The sequence below is a fragment of the Halomonas salipaludis genome (assembly GCF_002286975.1).
Taxonomy (GTDB): Bacteria; Pseudomonadota; Gammaproteobacteria; order Pseudomonadales; family Halomonadaceae; genus Franzmannia; species Franzmannia salipaludis.
The window spans coordinates 400,165-417,463 of the sequence record NZ_NSKB01000006.1; the positions used below are offsets into that span (position 1 = coordinate 400,165).

Here is a 17,299-nt window from a genome sequence, read left to right on the forward strand (position 1 = left end):
CCGGATCACATATTCGGGTAGTTGGGCCCGCCGCCGCCCTCCGGCGCCACCCAGGTGATGTTCTGGGCCGGGTCCTTGATGTCGCAGGTCTTGCAGTGGATGCAGTTCTGGAAGTTGATCTGGAACTTCGGCTGACCCGCTTCGTCCTCGACCACCTCGTAGACGCCCACCGGGCAGTAACGCTGTGCCGGCTCGGCATATTTCGGCAGGTTGTCGCGGATCGGCAGTTCCGGGTCGGCGAGCTTGAGATGACAGGGCTGATCTTCCTCGTGGTTGGTGTTAGAGAGGAACACCGAGGAGGCCTTGTCGAAGGAGAGCTTGCCGTCGGGCTTGGGGTAGTCGATCTTCTCGAACTCGCTGGCCGGCTTGAGCGCCGCATGGTCCGGGGTAGTGTCGTGGACAGTCGGCAGCTTGCCGCCCAGCAGCTGGTCGAGGAAGTTGTAGGCGCCGCCGCCGACGGTGCCGTACTTGTGGATCGCCGGGCCGAAGCTGGCGCTCTCCTTGAGTTCGGCATAGGCCCAGCTGGCTTGCCACTTGGTGGTGAAGGCGGTCAGTTCCTGGCCGCCTTCGTCGCCCGCGGCAAGCGCCTCGAAGACGCTCTCGGCGGCCACCAGGCCCGACTTCATGGCGGTGTGCAGGCCCTTGATCTTGGCAAAATTGAGGGTGCCGGCGTCGCAGCCGATCAGCAGCCCGCCGGGGAAAGTCATCTTGGGCAGGCAGTTGAGCCCGCCCTTGGTGATCGCTCGGGCGCCGTAGGCGACCCGCGAGCCGCCCTCGAGATACTGCTTGAGCAGCGGGTGATGCTTCATGCGCTGGAATTCATCGAATGGCGACAGCCAGGGATTCTGGTAAGAGAGATCCATGATCAGTCCCACCACCACCTGGCTGTTCTCGGCGTGGTAGAGGAACCAGCCGCCGTGGGCATTCTTGGTCAGCGGCCAGCCGGAGCCGTGCAGCACCAGGCCCGGCTCGTGCTTGTCGGCGGGCACGTCCCACAGCTCCTTGAGACCGATACCGTAGTGCTGGGGATCCTTGCCCGCGTCGAGTTGGTACTCGCGGATCAATTGCTTGCCGAGGTGGCCGCGGGCGCCTTCGGCGAACAGGGTGTACTTGGCGCGCAGCTCCATGCCGGGCATATGGCCGTCCTTGGGCTGGCCGTCGGCAGCCACGCCCATGTCGCCGATCAGGATGCCCTTGACCACGCCATCCTCGATGATGGTCTCCTGGGCGGCGAAGCCGGGGAAGATCTCCACGCCGAGGCTCTCGGCCTGCTCGGCGAGCCAGCGGCACAGGTTGCCGGCGCTGATCACGTAGCGAGTCAGGTCGCCGCCGGTGTTGTGCATGCTCTTGGGCACCAGCGCATTGGGCAGCTTGTGGGCCTTGTCGGCGTCCTTGAGCAGATACAGCTCGTCGCGAATCGCCGGCGTGGTCAGCGGGGCACCGCGCTCCTCCCAGTCGGGGAACAGCTCTGCCAGGGCGCGGGGCTCGAAGACCGCGCCGGAGAGAATATGCGCGCCCACCTCGGAGCCTTTCTCCACCACGCACACGGTGAGTTCCTGGCCTGCGTCGTTGGCCTGCTGCATCAGACGGCAGGCCGCCGACAGCCCCGCGGGCCCGGCGCCGACGATGACGACGTCGACCTCCATCGAATCGCGTTCTACGTGTTCCACCTGCTGTCTCCTTCACGGTCTGGTCACTACCTGTCATTGTGCTTGATTCACTGTCTGCATAACAGGTTATATCGGTTTCCGATTAAAACGGTCGTTTGCTTCTAGTTGTTGGCCATGATATGCATAATAGACGCACTGCAACACCCCTACTTAGGGCGGTAAGCGACGCTCGGCCAGGTGCATGCCAGTCGCTGCCGATCCACGACTTCAGCGAGTGAACCAAGCGAGGACACTATGAAGGTACTGGTCGCGGTCAAACGCGTCATCGACTACAACGTCAAGATCCGCGTCAAGCCGGATCACAGCGACGTCGACCTCACCAACGTCAAGATGGCCATGAACCCCTTCTGCGAGATCGCCGTGGAAGAAGCCGTACGGCTCAAGGAGAAGGGCGTGGCCACTGAGGTGGTCGCGGTGACCGTCGGCCCCAAGGCCGCCCAGGAGCAGCTGCGCACCGCGCTGGCGCTGGGCGCCGACCGCGCCATTCACCTCGAGACCGACGAACGGGTCGAGTCGCTGGCGGTGGCCAAGCTGCTGGCCAAGGTGGTCGAGGAAGAGCAGCCGGGGCTGGTGATCCTCGGCAAGCAGGCCATCGACACCGACAACAACCAGACCGGCCAGATGCTGGCGGCGCTTAGCGGCCTGCCCCAGGGCACCTTCGCCTCCGAGGTAGCGGTCGACGGCGACAAGGTCGCGGTGACCCGCGAGATCGACGGCGGCTTGCAGACCGTCGAGCTCACGCTGCCGGCCATCGTCACCACCGACCTGCGCTTGAACGAGCCGCGCTACGCCAAGCTGCCCGACATCATGAAGGCCAAGAAGAAGCCGCTCGACGTCAAGACCCCGGCGGAGCTGGGTGTCGAGGTGGGCTCCCGGGTCAGCCTGCTCAAGGTCACCCCGCCCCCCGAGCGCCAGGGCGGCGTCAAGGTCGGCTCCGTCGACGAGCTGGTGGACAAACTCAAGAACGAAGCCAAGGTGCTTTGATACAAGTGCTTCAACAGGAGTCGATCATATGAGCATTCTGGTTCTCGCCGATCTTCACGACGGCCACCTCGCCGACGCCACCGCCCACGTGGTTGCCGCGGCTAACGCCATCGGCGGCGATATCCATGTCCTGGTCGCCGGTGACGGCGTCCAGGCCGCCGCCGAGGCTGCCGCCCAGCTCGATGGGGTGAGCAAGGTGCGCGTCGCCGACCACGCCGTCTACGCCCACCAGCTGGCCGAGCCGATGGGCGCGCTGCTGGTGGCCCTGGCCGACGACTACAGCCACGTGCTGGCGGCCGCCTCCACTACCGGCAAGAACGTGCTACCGCGGCTCGCCGCGCTCAAGGACGTCAGCCAGCTCTCCGAGATCATCGCAGTGGAGAGTGCCGACACCTTCCAGCGGCCGATCTATGCCGGCAACGCCATCGCCACGGTCAAGAGCGACGACCCGCTCAAGGTGATCAGCGTGCGCACCACCGCCTTCGACGCCGTTGCCAGCACTGGCAGCGCCGCCATCGAAGCGGTCGATTACGTTGCCGACAACGCCCAGTCGCGCTTCGTCAAGGAAGCGCTCGCCGAGTCCGACCGTCCCGAGCTGGGCGGCGCCAAGATCGTCATCTCCGGCGGCCGTGGCATGGGCAGTGGCGACAACTTCAAGCTGCTCGACGGCATCGCCGACAAGCTGGGGGCCGCCATCGGCGCCTCCAGGGCGGCGGTGGACGCCGGCTTCGTGCCCAACGACATGCAGGTCGGCCAGACCGGCAAGATCGTCGCCCCGGACCTGTATATCGCCGTGGGTATCTCGGGTGCCATCCAGCACCTGGCGGGGATGAAGGACTCCAAGGTGATCGTCGCGATCAACAAGGACGAGGAGGCGCCGATCTTCCAAGTGGCGGATTATGGATTAGTCGGTGATCTGTTCGAGGTACTGCCGGAGCTCGAGAGCAAGCTTTAAGTAGCGCTCCCTCCAAGCCTTGGCTGACAACGCCTCGCCTAGTGCGGGGCGTTGTCGTCTCTGGCCTAGCCAGGATCGTCGGCATGCAAAAGCCCCGTCATGGTGGCGGGGCAAACAACGATGCGAAACGCCAGTCAGGCGCGGAGTCAGAACGCGTAGCTGGCCGAGAGCCACAGGCTGCGGCCGTCGAGGTAGATACCGTCGGTGGAACGACCGGTCTGGGTGAAGCGGTAGGCGTGGTAGGTCTCGCCTTCATGCTGATAGGCATCGGCCTTGCCGAAGTCCTTGTCGAGCAGGTTATAGACGGTGCCGGTCAGACGCACGCTGTCGGAGACCTGGTAGGAGGCGCGCAGGTTGAACAGCTCATAGCCATCGAGCTTGTTGCCCACCTGCTCATAGAGCGACAGATTCTGCCCCGACGTCGGAAGGCCGCCGGGGAAGCGCTCGCGGGAGGCGTAGTACTCGCCCTCCAGGGTGGTGCTCAGGCGCTCGTTGACGTCCCAGGTGAGGCTCGCAGTGAGCTTGTGCTTGGGCGTGTTGCTGAGCACCAGGCCCTGGCTCTCGCCGGAGGTGATTTCGGTATCGGTATAGGTGTAGCCGCCGCTCAGCGACCAGGCGGGGGCGAACCGGTAGCGGGTCGACAGCTCCAGGCCCTGGGTGCGCGCCTCGTCGACATTGATCTGCTGGGAGTATTCGCCGTCCGGAACGCCGGGCCGGCCGCTGATGAAGGTCGGCTCGGTACTCGCGATCTTGTCGTCGAACTGGTTGTAGAACAGCGTGGCATTGGCCGAGAAACCGTTGAGGTTGTCATATGCGGCAGCGAGCTCGTAGTTGGTGCTCTTCTCCGGCTGCAGGTCCGGGGAGCCGATGGTCAGGGTATCGCCCTGGCCGGTCACGCCATTGATCCCCGGATGCAGGTCGTTCAGCGACGGGGTGCGATACCCGCGACTGACGCCGCCCTTGAGGGTCCAGGGATCCGTGGTGTTCCACACCAGATAGCCGCGCGGACTGATATTGCCGCCGAAAGCGTCATGGCGCTCGTAGCGCCCGCCGAGTGTCAGCGCCAGGTCGTTACGCAGCCACCACTCATCTTCGACGAACAGTGCCCAACTGGTCTGATCGAAGTCGTCGGATGCCAGGCCATCGCTGAGCTCGGCGTCATGCCACTGGCCGCCGAGTGTCAGCATGTGATCACCCAGTGGCGCCACGAACTTGCTGTCGAGGATGGTCGAGGTGGTTTCCAGGTCGCGATCCTCACCCACCACGATGGTGGGAAAGCCCTCGTAAGCCTGGCCGGTTTCATCCCCGGGGATGGTGCGGCCCAGGGTTTCCGTGGTGCTGCGCGTGAGGCTTGACTCCAGGGTGCCGGCCGCGAAGCGTCCGCGATGGCCAACCGCGATCTGGTCGCGCTGGAAGCGCAATTCGTCACGATAGCCCGACGCCGTGCCGGGAGCCGGATTGCCGCTGCGGTCGGTGCCGTCGCGGGTACCCAGTCGACTGTCGCTGTTGTCGTAGACCTGTCGCGAGCGCTCCAGGTCGAGCCATAGCGCATGGCTGTCGTCCGGTGTCAGGGTCAGGCGGCCGCCCAGCGAGTGGATGCGCCCTTCGCTGGGGCGCGGATCGCGTCCGCTGCCGTCCTCGATCAGGCGCTGCGAGCTGTCGCGGTCGAACAGCCGGCCGCGCAGCTGCAGGCCCAGGACGTCCTTGATCAGCGGTCCCGAGGTGTAAAGGTTGAGCGTCTGGGAGTTGCCGGCATCGCGGTCTTGCTGGAAGGTGCTGTCGAGCGACAGGTTGCCGGTCCAGGTGTCGCTGACCGGTCGGGTAATGATATTGATCACCCCACCCATGGCGTCGGAACCGTAGAGCGTCGACATCGGCCCGCGGATGACCTCGATGCGCTCGATGCTCGACAGCGGTGGCATGAAGCTGGTCGAGGTCTCGCCGAAGCCGTTGGGGGTGACGTCGCCGGCGGCATTCTGGCGGCGCCCGTCGACCAGGATCAGGGTATAGGCGCTGGGCATGCCGCGGATGCCGATATTGAGCCCGCCGGTCTTGCCGGTGCCGCTGCGCACGTCGACGCCGGGCACGTCGGCGATGGCGTCGGCAATGTTGGAGAAGCGCTTGCGCTCGAGCTCCTCGCGGGTCACCACCGAGATGCTCGCTGGTGCATCGGTCAGTGCCTGCTCGAAGCCTGCGGCGGTGACCACGATGCTGTCGAGGCGCGGGGACTCTTCGGCAACGGCGGTCAGGGAAGCACCGGCCGCGGCGATGGCAACGGCCAGGGTGCGTCGAGACGCATGGATCATGAGTTCACCTTAGAATGATGCTGTTTATTGAATGCTATTGATTATCAAGTGCGGGTGAATTCTAACCACAACGCCTGGCGTCAGGGGAGAGGGCATGCGGGAACGTTGCGTTGCTCAGGATGCAACGCTCGAGGGGCTGGATGTTGCGTCCCACTCCGGGGGCAGGCGGCAGCGCAGGAAGTCGAGCATGGCGCTGACCTTGCCAGCCTGGTGGCCGTGGGCGTAGAGCAGGTTGACCGGCAGCGTCGGCAGACGCCACTCCGGCAGGCAGGCCTCGAGTTCGCCGGGGTGGGCACGTTCGCGGCGCTCGGCGAGCCAACACGGCATGATGCCGAGGCCCTGGCCTCGGGCGATGGCGTCGGCCTGCAGCATGGGTTGGTCGAGTCGCAGCCGCGAGCGGGGCGGCTGGAACAGGTAGTGCGCACCGTCGCGGTGACTCATCGGCAGGCCGCCCTCGGCCTCGCCGAGCAGGTCGATCCAGTGGTGCGCCAGCAGGTCATCGGGCTGCTGCGGGCGCCCATGACGTGCCAGGTAATCCGGGTGGGCATAGATGCCGCGGCGCAGCAGCGTCAGCTGTTCGCAGCGCAGGTTCTCCTCCATGACGGGGCCGAGAGTGACATGGATGGCGCTGCTATCGGCGCTGGCATGAAAGCGCTCGTGGGTTCTCAGGGTGACATCGATACGTCGATGACGGGCCATGAAGTCGTGCAGTGCCTGGGTCATCCACGGGCGGGTCAGGGCGGCGTGCACATCGATGACCAGCTCGCCGCCGATATCGTGGTGCAGCGCTTCGAGAGCCGCCTGGCTCTGCTGCGCCAACTCCAGCATGCGCTGGCAGTAGCCGTGGAACAGCTCGCCGGCCTCGGTGGGCAGCAGGCGGTTGGATTGACGGCGCAGCAGCGGGTAGCCGAGACGCGCCTCGAGCTGGCTGATGCGACGGCTCAGCGTCGACTTGGACAGGCCCAGGCGAGTGGCGCTGCGGGTCAGGTTGCCGGATAGCATGACCGCATCGAAGGCGGTCAGTTCGTCGAGATCGTGCATATCACGCGCATCCAGGAGGTTCCTCGGTCTGTCGGGGCAACACCAGTATGCCATGAAGGTCCGCTCACATAGAAATGATTCCATTTGCCATTGGCATCTGAGTCGCGTTGCATGATGAGCAACGCAGCGTTTCATGCAATGATGATGCGGTGGCTTATGAGAATCATTATTATCATCTGCCTCGACGCCCCTCGTTGCTGATGCAGGAGATACTGGATGCCTTTCACGTTGCTGCCACGCCGCCCACTGCTGGTCCTGATGATGACGCTGCTGACGACTCACGCGCATGCGCACAGTGTGGAGACCGCCCATGGGCCGGTCGAGGTGGCTAGCGACCCGCAGCGTGTGGTGACCCTCCATGAGGGCGCCCTGGATACCGCGCTGGCGGCTGGCGTGACGCCGCTGGGTGCGGTGACCACCCGTGGCGGCGACGGCGTGGCGCGCTACCTCGACGACTATCTGGACGAGATCGCCATCGTTGGCGTGGTGCGCGAGATCAATATCGAGGCGGTGCTGCATCAGCGGCCTGACCTGATTCTGGCCCCGCCCCAGCTCAGCGATGAGCAGTATGCGTTGCTGTCGCGGATTGCCCCGACCGTGGTGCCGCCGGCCCAGGGATTTACCCGCGAGGCGTGGAAGGACGATGCGCGGCTCTACGCTCAGGCACTGGGCCGCGCGGAGCAGATCGAGGCGGCCATCGTCGACGTCGAGGGGCGCGCCGCTGAGATGGCGCAGGCCATCGAGGAGCGCGGCATCGACAGCGGAGCGACCCTGGTTCGCTGGATGCCCCAGGGGCCGCTAGTGATGTCGTCGCAGCTGTTCAGCACCGGGGTGCTGGCGGCTGCCGGTCTCGAGGTGCACGACGGCGGCCTGGTGCCGGAGCAGGCCGGGCATAGCGACCCGCTGAGCCTCGAGAACCTGTCGCGTATCGATGACGACTGGCTGTTCCTGGCGACGCTCAACGAAGACGGCGAGGAGGCGCTGGCCGGTGCCCGCCAGTCGCCCGCCTTCGAACGACTCGCGGTGGTGCAGCGCGATCGCGTGGTCAGCGTCGACGGCCAGCTGTGGAGCAGCGCCCAGGGGCCATTGGCCGCCCAGGCGATCCTCGATGACCTCGAGCGCGTGCTGCTGCCGTGAGCCAGGCCCTGCTTGCGAGGCCTGGCCCCTGCCTGGCCGCCACCTGGCTGACGCTGGCGCTGCTATTGATGGGCGTGGTGCTGCTCAGCGTGCTGCTGGGAGCGGGGGAGGTCGGACCCAGTAGGGCGCTGGCGGTACTGGCGGGTAGCGGCGATCCGGAGGCGCGTTTCGTGGTCGGTTCGCTGCGCCTGCCGCGCACCCTGGTCGGTGTCGCCGTGGGGCTGGCGCTGGGCGTTGCCGGGGCGCTGCTGCAGGCGGTCACGCGCAACCCGCTGGCCGAGCCTGGCCTGCTGGGCGTCAGTGCAGGCAGCGCCTTTGCCGTGGCGGTGGCGCTGTTGCTGGGGGCCAGTGCCACCACGCTACGCGTGTCGGCGGCGCAGCTCGGCGCCCTGGCCGGCTGCCTGTGCGTGCTGAGCGTAACGCGGCTGCGCGGCGTGGGCAGCGACCCGGTACGCCTGGTGCTGGCCGGGGCGGCATTCTCCGGCCTGCTGGGGTCACTGACCGCCTTGCTGCTGCTGTTCGATCAGCGCGCCGCCGACGAGATTCGCTTCTGGGTGATCGGCAGCCTCTCGGGGCGGCGTGCCGATGATCTGCTGGCGGTGCTGCCCGGCCTTGCCCTGGCCGCGGCCATCGTCGTGAGCATTGCCCGGCCGCTGGCGGCGCTGTCGCTGGGCGAGCGGGTGGCCGCGGGGCTTGGCCATCGCCCGGGCCGGGTGCGGCTACTGGTGATCGTCGCCGTGGCCCTGCTGGTCGGTGCGGCCACGGCGGTCGCCGGGCCGGTCGCCTTCGTCGGACTGGTGGTGCCGTTTGCGGCGCGGGCCCTGGCCGGGCCTGACATCCGCCGTGTGCTGTGGCTATGCCTGCCGCTGGGGCCGCTGATGGTGATCTCGGCGGACATTCTCTCGCGGCTGCTGGTGGCGCCGTCGGAGATGCCGCTTGGCGTGCTCACCGCGCTATGCGGTGCCCCGGTGCTGGTGGCGGTGGTGCGCGCCAGGCGTATGCCGATCCTTTAATCGTGATGCGCTACTCGCGGAGACATGATGTCGTTATTTCCTCTGGCGCGTGACGCCACTGCCGCCAAGCGCGCGCCTGCACTGCCGCCGCCCAGCGGCTGCTGGCGGCTGGCCTGGCAGCGGCCGGGCGGCGGCGAGGCGAGCCTGCTGATCACTCGGCGCAGCGCGCTGGCCAATGCCGGCCTGCTGCTGGCGCTGCTCGTGGCCAGCGGCGTCTATCTGGCACTGGGCAGTGTGCACCTGGCGCCGCGCTCGCTGGCCGCGGTGCTGGTGGGCGGCGGCGACCCCGTGGCTCGCTTCATGGTGATCGAACTGCGCCTGCCGCGGCTGGTGGCCGCCTGCCTGACCGGGGCGGCGTTCGCGGTAGCCGGCTGCCTGATGCAGACCCTGGCCCGCAATCGCCTGGCCACGCCGGGCATCATCGGGATCGACAATGGCGCCACGGCGTTTGCGGTGGCCTCGGTGGTGGGGCTCGGCGTATCGCTGGCGCCGCCGGCGATGGCGCTGGCGGGGGCGGCAACCGCGGCGGCGATCACCTTCGGCCTGACCGCTGGAGGTGGCAGCCGCGGCTATCGCTTCATCGTCGCCGGCATCGGGGTGGGGGCGGTGTTCGGCGCCGTCACCCAGCTGCTGCTGGCGCGGGTCGATATGGATACCGCCAATGCGGCCTACCCATGGACGGTGGGCACGCTCAATGCGCGGCCTGCTGGGGCGCTGTTGGTGCTCGGCGCGGGGTTGGCGGTGGGGCTGGCGATGGCGCTGCAGCTATCCCGGGCGCTGTCGCTGATGCGCTTCAGCGACGCCGTCGCCCAGGGGCTGGGCTCCCGGGTGGGATGCCGGCGCTGGCAGGTGCTGGCGGTGTCGGTGCTGCTCACCGGGCTGGCGGTGGCGGTGGCCGGGCCGGTGGGCATGGTGGGGCTGATCGGCCCGGAGATCGCCCGCTCGCTCTCCTGCCCTCGCGGCGTGCCGATCGTCGCCTCGGCGCTGGCCGGGGCGCTGGTGATGGTGCTGGCCGACCTGCTCGGCCGGGTGCTGCTGGCGCCCATCGAACTGCCGGTGGGGATCGTCACCGCCGTCGTCGGCGGCCCCTGGTTGCTGTGGATATTGTTGAGGCCTCACAGGAGTCTGGCATGAGAGACGTGGCTGAGAGCAGTTCGCTGGAGGCGCGCCGGCTCGACCTGGCCCACGGTCAACGGCGGGTGATCGAAGGGTTGGACCTGCGTCTGCCGCCGGGACGGGTGACTGCCATCGTCGGCCCCAACGGCTGCGGCAAGTCGACCCTGCTGGCAGGGCTGGCGCGACTCCATGCCCCGGGCGGCGGCCGTGTGCTGCTCGACGGCAAGGACATCCAGCGGCTGCCGGCCCGCGAACTGGCGCGTCGTCTGGCGCTGCTGCCGCAGGAGGCCGTTGCTCCCGAGGGGCTGACGGTGCGCGATCTGATCCGCTTCGGTCGCCAGCCCCACCAGGGCTTCTTGCGGCAGTGGTCACACCAGGATCACCTGGCCGTCGAGGCGGCGCTCGCGGCCGCCGACCTGCAGGCATTGGCCGAGCGTCCGCTGGAGGCGCTTTCCGGCGGGCAACGGCAGCGCGCCTGGATCGCCATGACCATCGCCCAGCAAACGCCACTGCTGCTGCTCGATGAGCCGACCTCGGCGCTCGATCTGGGCCATCAGTTGGAGGTCTTCGAACTGGTGCGGCGATTGGCCGGCGAGGGGCGCACTGTGGCGATGGTGCTGCACGACCTGGCTAGCGCCTGTCGCTATGCCGATCACCTGGTGGCGATGCGCGAAGGGCGCATCGTCGCCCAGGGCGAGCCGCGTGACGTGGTGACCCGCGAGCTGGTCGCCGAGTTATATGACATCGACTGCACCCTGATGCATGACCCCGTCACCGGCACCCCGCTGTTGACCAACCTGCGCCGCCTGTCCCTGGGGGCGTCCCGCGGCCAGGCATCTCTTTGATAATGAAAGTCATTGTTATTCGCGCTCAGGGTGGTATCCTGTTTGTCGATACCTTTCTATCAGGACGGGAGAGAACGGTGCGTGGTAAAGGCTTAGATTATCTTCGCCCAGGCGCTGCGCTATGCGCCCTGCTGCTGGCCGCAACGGCCAACGCTGCCTCGCTGACGGCGGAGGCGGGAGACGCTCAGCGGCAGCAGGCGGAACTCCAGGCCCAGATCGACGCCGCGGACGACGAGAGTCGTGCGATGCTCGCCGAGCTGCGAGAACGCGAAAGCGAGACGCGGCGGCTCGAGCAGGAGAATGCGCGCCTCGTTCCTCATCTGGTCGAGCAGGCGGAGCAGCTACGCCGTCGTGAAGCGGCGCTGGATACCCTCGATGTGACGCGTCAGGCCCTGCCTTCCCTGCAGGCGAGCCTGGTGGCGAGGCTGGATGCCTGGGTCGAGAATGACCTGCCGTTCATGCAGTCACAGCGGCGTGCCCGGGTGGCCAGCCTGGAGGAGGCGCTCGGCGACCCCGAGCTCGATGATGCCGAACGCATGGAGCGAATCCTGAATGTCTGGCGCCGTGAGCTCGCCTATGGGATGGAGATGGATGCCTGGCGCGACCACCTGGTGTTGGCGGCGGATGACGCGCGGCCGACGCGGCGCGAAGTCGACTACCTGCGTCTGGGGCGTGTGGGCCTCTATTACCTCACGCCGGATGGCCGCGAGGGCGGGGTGTGGCTGGCTGAAGAGGGCGGCTGGGCGCCGCTCGATGACCAGCAGCGCCGCGAGGTGCGCAAAGGCTTGCGCATGGCGCGTGACCAGCGCGCCCCCGAGCTCTTGCAGCTGCCGGTCTCCCAGCCCCTCGAGCGCGAGGATGGTCCACTGTCCGGGGAGGTTGGCGCATGAGCACGCTTAGGTTGGTGACGCTACTGATGCTGGGCGTGTTGTTCAGCGTTGGCGTAATGGCGCAGGGCGATCCCGAGACGCTGAGCAGTCTACGCGCCGAGCGCGAGGCGGCCGAGGCGCGCGACCGGGCGCGCCTGAGTGAGCTGCTCGATGATCGTGAGAGTCTCGAGGCGGCGCTGGAGCAGAGTCGTGAGGCGCATCGCGCGGCCCAGGAGCGCCATGCGGCGCTGAGCGACCAGCGCGAGATCCAGGCCCAGCAGCGTGCCGAGCTCGAGGCGCGGCAGCAGGAGCAGGGCAGTGATCTGGCTGCGATCCTCGATCTGGTGTCGCGTCATACCGGTGAGTTGCGCGACGCCCTCAACGACAGCTGGGTGGCCCTCGGCGAGGGACGGTTGCCGGAGCGGCTGGACGATGTCGCCGTGCTCGAGCTGGGGCACCTGGAAGCTTTCGCCGACCGGCTGCTGGGGCTGACGCAAGAGACCGGGCGTGTGGTGCGGTTCGAGGCGCCGGTGGCCGGCGCGGACGGCGAGATAGTGCCGCGTAGTGTGGTGCGCCTGGGCGACTTCGCGGCCTTTACCGATGATGCCTTGCTGCGTCGCGGTGTGGGGGACGCGGGGTTGGCGGTGGTCGAGCGCACGCCGCGCTCGGTGGCCGGGGGGCTGGCCGAATTTCATGCCGGCGAGCGGCGTGACGTCGCCCTGGATCCAACCCATGGCGAGGTGATCGCGGCACTGGCCCAGCGCCCCACGCTGGTGGAGCGCTTCCATCAGGGTGGCGTGGTGGGCTACGTGGTGGTCGCCCTGGGAGCCTTCGGCTTGCTGGTGGGCTTGCTGCAGTATGGCTACCTGCTGCGCGTCACTCTGACCATGCGCCGGCAGCTTGCCCAGCTTGCGCAGCTGCGTAGTGACAACCCGCTGGGCAGGGTGCTGCAGCGCTTTCGCGAGCTGCAGGCCAATCAGGTACCCGAGGCGCTGGAAGCGCGGCTCGACGAAGCGGTGCTGGCCGAATTGCCGAGACTCGAGCGCGGCCAGCCACTGGTCAAGCTGCTGGCGGCCATCGCACCGCTGCTGGGCTTGCTGGGTACCGTGACCGGCATGATCGTGACCTTCCAGGCGATTACCGTCTACGGCACCGGCGACCCGCAGTTGATGGCCGGTGGTATCAGCCAGGCGCTGGTGACCACCGTGCTGGGCCTGGTGACCGCCGTGCCGCTGCTGTTCATGCATACCGCCCTGGCCGGCCGCAGCCGACACCTGACCGGTGTCGTCGAAGGCCAGGCCAGTGCGGCACTGGCCCGGCACCTCGAAGCGGGCTCGCTGAATGCTGCACCGACATCCCAGGAGCGCAGGTCGCATGATTCCGCGTTGGCTTGAACCCCTGGAGCGCCTGGTCGAGTCGGGCGGTGAGGTACTGGTGGTCATCGCCGTCGTGGCCATGCTGCTGTTCAGCCTGTCGTTGGAGCGCTGGTGGTACTTTCGCGTGACCTATCGCCGCCATCGTCGGCAGCTGATCGAGCGCTGGACGCAGCGCAGCGATCACCTTAGCTGGAGCGCCCGTACGCTACGTGAAACCTGGACGCGCGAGCTGATCGCGCGGTTACGCCGCCCGCTGCCCTGGCTCAAGCTGCTGGTCGCCCTGTGCCCCCTACTGGGGCTGCTGGGCACCGTGACCGGCATGATCGCGGTATTCGATAGCCTGGCCCTCAGCGGCAGCGGCCAGGCACGCTCGATGGCGGACGGCGTGGCGCGCGCCACGCTGCCGACCTTGACCGGCATGGCGGTGGCGGTGGTCGGGCTACTTTTCACCAGTCGTCTGGAACACATCATCCGGCGCGAAGACCAGCGGCTGCATGACCGCCTGGCGCGTGCCGTGGAGGAATCCCATGCGTAGGCGCCGAATGACGACCGACAGCGGCGAGGCCAGTGAAGTCAACCTGACGCCGATGCTCGATGTGGTCTTCATCATGCTGATCTTCTTCATCGTGACCACCAGTTTCATTCGCGAGAGCGGCGTGGAGATCGAGCGCCCCGAGTCGAGTTCGGCGACACCCCAGCCGGAGGCGCAGGTGATGGTCGCCATCACCGCGGAGGGGGCGGTGTGGGTGGATGGCCAGGCCATCGATCTGCATCGCGTCGGCGACGCAGTGGCCGACCTGGTCAGCGATGATGGCAGCGTGGTGATCCAGGCGGATCGGCAAGCGGCCACCGGCATCCTGATTGAAGTCATGGACAGCATCCGCACTGCCGGTGTCGAGCAGGTGGCGGTAGCGGCCAGCCGGAGCGGGTCATGACGCGAGTGCCTGTATCGGCGCTTGGCGGCATCGCGCTGGCATTGGCGCTGTTCTGGCTGCTGGCACTGCTGGTGGCCCCTCCCGAGGCCGAGGTCGAAATGCTCGACACTACGTTGACGATGACCATGGTGGAGGCTCCCGAGGTGGCCCAGGAGGAGGTGGCCGAGCCAGCGGCGCAAGCACCACCTCCGCCGCCACCTGCCGCGGTGCCGCCATCCGCCCCCGAGCTGGCGCCCCAGGAGAACTCCATCGCGTTGCCGGATCCGGAGCCGTTGCCGGAGGACGACGTGCCGCTTGAGTTGGATGAGACGCTGCCGGAGATGAGCGAGGTAACGCCCGAGCCGCCTCCACCCGAACCGGAACCGCAGCCCGAGCCGGAACCACAGCCACAGCCCGAGCCGGAACCACAGCCACAGCCCGAGCCGTCCCCCGTCGCCGAGTCGACCGAGGTGGCGCCCGACACCACCGCGACCCGCCAGAGCGATGTCCAAGCGGACAGCCAGGCGCCGGTGGACGTCGGCCAGCTGTCGCCGACCAGCCGGGTGCCGCCGGAGTATCCTTCGCGGGCACAGCGGCGAGGGTTGGAGGGCTTCGTCGAACTGCGCTTCGTGATCCGGCCGGATGGCAGCGTGGATCCCTCCTCCGTCCAGGTCACCAGCGCGCAGCCGCGCAACGTCTTCGACCGCGCCGCGATAGAAGCGGTGCAGCGCTGGCAGTTCGAGCCGGCCGGGGGGTTGCGGCGGGCCCAGCAACGTCTCGAATTTCAGTTGAGGTGAGCGATGCGCCTTAGACATCACTTGGCGGGTCTCGTCTGGGTCTGGCTGGTTGCCACGCCGCTGACGGCGCTGGCCGAGCCGCCGCTGCCGGCGGAGTTCATTGGCGATCTCGAGCGCCTGCAGCAGCAGCTTCAGGCGGGGGCGGCCGGTGAGGTGCTGCAGCACGCCGAGTCCCAGTCGCGGCGGCTGGCGGGCGGCAATGCCGCAGACCGCTGGGCGAGTGCGCTGTATCTCCAGTTGGCGGCACATGCCGCCGCCAGGCTGGAGCGCTTTGCAGAGGCCGCCGACTATCTCGAGCAGGCCAGAAGCAGCGGCGAGGCGTCATCGAGCCAGCGCGATCGTTGGCAGTACCAGGAGGCCGGCCTGCGGCTGTCGGCCGGCCAGCACGAGCCGGGCGCCGAGCTGCTGGCCGACTGGCTGGCGCGTCATGCGGGGGAGAGCGACGACTACTGGCGCATGGCCAGGACCCTGGCGGGGCTCGAGCGCTGGGACGAGGCCCGCGAGTGGCTGTCCCGGGCGACCGCGGAGACGGCCTCGCTGTCGCCCAACCAGCGTCGCCTGGGCGTGGCGATCTATCAGCACAGCGGCGCCGGGGATCAGGCGTTGGCGCTGCTTGGCGGTGAACTGGACGTCGACTCGCCCGCCCAGGAGTGGCGCCGCGCCGCGGCGCTGGCGCAGCAGGCCGGACTCGATCAGCAGGCGGCGGTGTTCTGGGACACCGCCTGGCGGCTGGGGGTGTTCTCCGCGGATGAGGATCTGTCGACCCTGGTGCGCCTGCATATGGCGGCGGGCACGCCCGCGCGTGGCGCCGAGCAGTTGCAGGCTGCCCTCGAGGCGGGCGAGGTGGCAGACAGCCTGGCGCACCGACGCCTTTTGGCCCAGGCCTGGCAGGCGGCGCGAGATCGCCAGGCGGCACTGGCGGCGTGGCAGGCGCTGGCCGAACGCAGCGGTGCTGCTGCCGACTGGCTTCGGCTGGGGCAGCTGGCCTATGCGTGGGGGCGCGAGGAGGCTGCCAGGACGGCCTGGCAGCGAGCCGCCTCACTGGGCGCCGAACAGGCCGAGGCGTGGCTCACCGGCCTGGATCGGTCGCCGCCCCAGGCACGGCTCTCAGAGCGATAGCTCGGTCCACACCGGAGCGTGATCCGAGGGTTTCTGCATGCCGCGCAGTTCGTAGTCGATACCGGCATCGGCCACGCGTTCGGCCAGCGGCGCAGTGACCAGGATATGGTCGATACGCAGGCCGCGCTTGGGCTCGCGTTCGAAGCCTCGCGAGCGGTAGTCGAACCAGCTGAAACGGTCATCGACCTCGGGGTAGCGCAGCCGGTAGCTGTCACTCAGGCCCCAGCCTTTGACCCGCCCCAGCCACTCGCGCTCGATGGGCTGAAAACTGGTCTTGCCCTCACGCAGCCAGCGCCTGCGGTTGTCCTCGCCGATGCCGATATCGATATCCTGCGGCGAGATATTGAAGTCGCCCATTACCGCCAGGCGCTGCTGGGGGCGGCAATCCTCCTCCAGCAGCCGCGACAGCTGGGCATAGAAGCGCTGCTTGTGCGGGAACTTGGTGGGGTGCTCGACGTTCTCGCCCTGGGGAAAGTAGCCGTTCCATACCGTCAGCGGCTCACCGCCTGCGATGGCCAGACGCACGCCGATCATGCGCCGCTGGGCGTCCTCGCCATCATCGGGAAAACCGTAGTGCACCGCCTCGGGCTCGTCGCGGCACAGCATGGCCACGCCGTAGTGGCCCTTCTGGCCGTGAAAATAGACTCGGTAGCCCAGCGCCTCCACCGCCTCACGGGGAAACTCGCTGTCCTGTACCTTGGTTTCCTGCAGGCCGATCAGCGCCGGGCGGTGCGCCTCGATCAGCGCTTCGAGCTGATGCAGCCGGGCACGAATGCCGTTGATATTGAACGAGACCAGGCGCATCAGTCGTCGCGCTCCGGGGCGCGCTCGGGATGCACCTGGATGCTCGGTGCCTGCTGCTGGCGGGCCAGCTTGCGTACCGCTTGCAGTTTGCGCTGCTGGCGCTTCTTCTCGGTGAAACGGCGCGACGAGGTGACCTGGTCGGGATTCTCGTGACGCCATTTCTTGAAATCCTTGCGCTTGCCGGTGCGCAGCGTCACCTTGTCGGCCAGCGAACGGGTCTTCTTCCTGCGTGTCATGACGCCTGACCTCCTGTTGCGTGTAGTGCCATTCTAACAGGCGCGACGGGTACCACACAGCCGGGGGCGCCCTCGTCGTCAATGGCTGCTACAATAGGCCGCCTGAAAACGTCCAGG

17 protein-coding genes are annotated in these 17,299 nt (G+C 67.8%); 12 read left to right on the top strand and 5 right to left on the bottom strand.

The genetic code is table 11. The features are described from left to right. Positions 1-5 precede the first annotated feature (5 nt). Positions 6-1,670, bottom strand: coding sequence for an electron transfer flavoprotein-ubiquinone oxidoreductase (locus CK498_RS17550; RefSeq protein WP_095622138.1), 1,665 nt, complete (start codon positions 1,668-1,670; stop codon positions 6-8). A gap of 234 nt (positions 1,671-1,904) precedes the next feature. Between CK498_RS17550 and CK498_RS17555 the strand changes: the two genes are divergently transcribed. Together CK498_RS17555 and CK498_RS17560 are read left to right on the top strand one after the other, a co-directional pair. After that, a complete protein-coding gene (locus CK498_RS17555; protein WP_095622139.1) occupies positions 1,905-2,654 on the top strand; it encodes an electron transfer flavoprotein subunit beta/FixA family protein in 750 nt (249 codons plus the stop codon). Positions 2,655-2,682: 28 nt separating this feature from the next. Further along, positions 2,683-3,609: an electron transfer flavoprotein subunit alpha/FixB family protein gene (locus CK498_RS17560; RefSeq protein WP_095622140.1), complete on the top strand. Its 927-nt coding sequence runs from the start codon at positions 2,683-2,685 to the stop codon at positions 3,607-3,609. A 146-nt stretch (positions 3,610-3,755) separates the two neighbouring features. Here the strand turns inward: CK498_RS17560 and CK498_RS17565 are convergent, their stop codons facing one another. Beyond that, positions 3,756-5,915: a TonB-dependent receptor domain-containing protein gene (locus CK498_RS17565; protein WP_095622141.1), complete on the bottom strand. Its 2,160-nt coding sequence runs from the start codon at positions 5,913-5,915 to the stop codon at positions 3,756-3,758. Between the two features lie 114 nt (positions 5,916-6,029). Then, positions 6,030-6,956 carry a LysR family transcriptional regulator gene (locus CK498_RS17570; RefSeq protein ID WP_095622142.1) on the bottom strand — a complete coding sequence of 309 codons (927 nt, stop codon included), beginning with the start codon at positions 6,954-6,956 and terminating at the stop codon, positions 6,030-6,032. A 216-nt stretch (positions 6,957-7,172) separates the two neighbouring features. Here CK498_RS17570 and CK498_RS17575 point away from each other — a divergent pair, with 216 nt between their 5' ends. The 10 genes from CK498_RS17575 to CK498_RS17620 all read left to right on the top strand — a co-directional run bounded on the left by CK498_RS17575 (position 7,173) and on the right by CK498_RS17620 (position 16,142). Further along, positions 7,173-8,093, top strand: coding sequence for an ABC transporter substrate-binding protein (locus tag CK498_RS17575; RefSeq protein ID WP_095622143.1), 921 nt, complete (start codon positions 7,173-7,175; stop codon positions 8,091-8,093). Positions 8,094-8,161: 68 nt separating this feature from the next. Beyond that, the gene (locus CK498_RS17580; RefSeq protein WP_095622232.1) at positions 8,162-9,106 is read left to right on the top strand and encodes a FecCD family ABC transporter permease; all 945 of its coding nucleotides are present in this window, start codon (positions 8,162-8,164) and stop codon (positions 9,104-9,106) included. A gap of 27 nt (positions 9,107-9,133) precedes the next feature. Next, entirely contained in the window at positions 9,134-10,240 is a 1,107-nt protein-coding gene (locus CK498_RS17585; RefSeq protein WP_217987799.1) for a FecCD family ABC transporter permease, read from the top strand. Beyond that, positions 10,237-11,067 carry an ABC transporter ATP-binding protein gene (locus CK498_RS17590; protein WP_095622145.1) on the top strand — a complete coding sequence of 277 codons (831 nt, stop codon included), beginning with the start codon at positions 10,237-10,239 and terminating at the stop codon, positions 11,065-11,067. The genes CK498_RS17585 and CK498_RS17590 overlap by 4 nt, the downstream gene beginning before the upstream one ends. Before the next feature lie 77 nt (positions 11,068-11,144). After that, the gene (locus CK498_RS17595; protein WP_229359127.1) at positions 11,145-11,957 is read left to right on the top strand and encodes a DUF3450 domain-containing protein; all 813 of its coding nucleotides are present in this window, start codon (positions 11,145-11,147) and stop codon (positions 11,955-11,957) included. Beyond that, positions 11,954-13,330: a MotA/TolQ/ExbB proton channel family protein gene (locus tag CK498_RS17600; RefSeq protein WP_095622147.1), complete on the top strand. Its 1,377-nt coding sequence runs from the start codon at positions 11,954-11,956 to the stop codon at positions 13,328-13,330. The genes CK498_RS17595 and CK498_RS17600 overlap by 4 nt, the downstream gene beginning before the upstream one ends. Further along, positions 13,311-13,847: a MotA/TolQ/ExbB proton channel family protein gene (locus CK498_RS17605; RefSeq protein ID WP_095622148.1), complete on the top strand. Its 537-nt coding sequence runs from the start codon at positions 13,311-13,313 to the stop codon at positions 13,845-13,847. The genes CK498_RS17600 and CK498_RS17605 overlap by 20 nt, the downstream gene beginning before the upstream one ends. After that, positions 13,840-14,247 carry an ExbD/TolR family protein gene (locus CK498_RS17610; protein WP_095622149.1) on the top strand — a complete coding sequence of 136 codons (408 nt, stop codon included), beginning with the start codon at positions 13,840-13,842 and terminating at the stop codon, positions 14,245-14,247. The genes CK498_RS17605 and CK498_RS17610 overlap by 8 nt, the downstream gene beginning before the upstream one ends. After that, on the top strand, positions 14,244-15,023 hold the full coding sequence (locus tag CK498_RS17615; protein ID WP_095622150.1) for an energy transducer TonB: 780 nt from the start codon (positions 14,244-14,246) through the stop codon (positions 15,021-15,023). Before CK498_RS17610 ends, CK498_RS17615 begins: the two co-directional genes overlap by 4 nt. Positions 15,024-15,026: 3 nt before the next feature. Next, positions 15,027-16,142, top strand: a complete 1,116-nt coding sequence (locus tag CK498_RS17620) for a hypothetical protein (RefSeq protein ID WP_095622151.1) — start codon at positions 15,027-15,029, stop codon at positions 16,140-16,142. Here CK498_RS17620 and xthA read toward each other — a convergent pair. Then, entirely contained in the window at positions 16,131-16,946 is an 816-nt protein-coding gene (gene xthA / locus CK498_RS17625) for an exodeoxyribonuclease III (protein ID WP_095622152.1), read from the bottom strand. The two genes, CK498_RS17620 and xthA, sit on opposite strands and share 12 nt — an antisense overlap. After that, positions 16,946-17,182, bottom strand: a complete 237-nt coding sequence (locus CK498_RS17630; RefSeq protein ID WP_076748435.1) for a hypothetical protein — start codon at positions 17,180-17,182, stop codon at positions 16,946-16,948. Before CK498_RS17630 ends, xthA begins: the two co-directional genes overlap by 1 nt. Positions 17,183-17,299: the final 117 nt, after the last annotated feature.

Coding starts and splice junctions, on each gene's coding strand:
- CK498_RS17620 (WP_095622151.1), top strand. CDS start 15,027: ATGCGCCTTAGACATCACTTGGCGGGTCTCGTCTGGGTCTGGCTGGTT.
- CK498_RS17590 (WP_095622145.1), top strand. CDS start 10,237: ATGAGAGACGTGGCTGAGAGCAGTTCGCTGGAGGCGCGCCGGCTCGAC.
- CK498_RS17615 (WP_095622150.1), top strand. CDS start 14,244: ATGACGCGAGTGCCTGTATCGGCGCTTGGCGGCATCGCGCTGGCATTG.
- CK498_RS17555 (WP_095622139.1), top strand. CDS start 1,905: ATGAAGGTACTGGTCGCGGTCAAACGCGTCATCGACTACAACGTCAAG.
- CK498_RS17565 (WP_095622141.1), bottom strand. CDS start 5,915: ATGATCCATGCGTCTCGACGCACCCTGGCCGTTGCCATCGCCGCGGCC.
- CK498_RS17585 (WP_217987799.1), top strand. CDS start 9,134: ATGTCGTTATTTCCTCTGGCGCGTGACGCCACTGCCGCCAAGCGCGCG.
- CK498_RS17605 (WP_095622148.1), top strand. CDS start 13,311: ATGATTCCGCGTTGGCTTGAACCCCTGGAGCGCCTGGTCGAGTCGGGC.
- CK498_RS17580 (WP_095622232.1), top strand. CDS start 8,162: ATGGGCGTGGTGCTGCTCAGCGTGCTGCTGGGAGCGGGGGAGGTCGGA.
- CK498_RS17570 (WP_095622142.1), bottom strand. CDS start 6,956: ATGCACGATCTCGACGAACTGACCGCCTTCGATGCGGTCATGCTATCC.
- xthA (WP_095622152.1), bottom strand. CDS start 16,946: ATGCGCCTGGTCTCGTTCAATATCAACGGCATTCGTGCCCGGCTGCAT.
- CK498_RS17575 (WP_095622143.1), top strand. CDS start 7,173: ATGCCTTTCACGTTGCTGCCACGCCGCCCACTGCTGGTCCTGATGATG.
- CK498_RS17610 (WP_095622149.1), top strand. CDS start 13,840: ATGCGTAGGCGCCGAATGACGACCGACAGCGGCGAGGCCAGTGAAGTC.
- CK498_RS17560 (WP_095622140.1), top strand. CDS start 2,683: ATGAGCATTCTGGTTCTCGCCGATCTTCACGACGGCCACCTCGCCGAC.
- CK498_RS17630 (WP_076748435.1), bottom strand. CDS start 17,182: ATGACACGCAGGAAGAAGACCCGTTCGCTGGCCGACAAGGTGACGCTG.
- CK498_RS17600 (WP_095622147.1), top strand. CDS start 11,954: ATGAGCACGCTTAGGTTGGTGACGCTACTGATGCTGGGCGTGTTGTTC.